The sequence below is a fragment of the Curtobacterium sp. MCBA15_005 genome, assembly GCF_001864855.1.
In the GTDB taxonomy this organism is placed as follows: Bacteria; Actinomycetota; Actinomycetes; order Actinomycetales; family Microbacteriaceae; genus Curtobacterium; species Curtobacterium flaccumfaciens.
Genome location: NZ_MJGL01000040.1, coordinates 1 through 390 on the forward strand (window position 1 = coordinate 1; position 390 = coordinate 390).

At 75.6% G+C, this 390-nt stretch carries 1 protein-coding gene; it reads left to right on the plus strand.

Annotated elements, in window-relative coordinates:
• Window positions 1-390, plus strand: a 390-nt coding sequence (locus tag BIU89_RS12940; RefSeq protein ID WP_441294455.1) for a DUF58 domain-containing protein, incomplete at both ends; no start/stop codon positions are given.

Genomic DNA, 390 nt, shown 5'->3' on the forward strand with positions numbered 1-390 from the left:
CGCCGGTGACCGCGTCGACCTGGTGGTGCTCGACGACACGGCACACGACCGGGTGCACGGCGCCACCCGCACCGACGTCGTGCAGCGCTTCGGCGAGGCACTCGCGATGGCCGAACCCGGGCTCGCTGCGACCGACTGGGCATCCGTGCCCGCGCTCGTCGACTCGATCACGACCTCGCGCGCCCTGGTCGTGCTCGCCTCGAGCCTCGACTCCGTCGGCGCCTCGGGCGACCTGCTCGCCGTGCTCCCCCGGCTGTCCCGACGGCATGCGGTCGTCGTGACGAGCATCGAGGACCCGGCCGTCCAGCAGATGGCACGCGGCGGGGTGGACCCGACCACGGCGATCCGGACCGCGCGGGGCGGACGGGTGCCGGGCCTCCCGACCGGCGC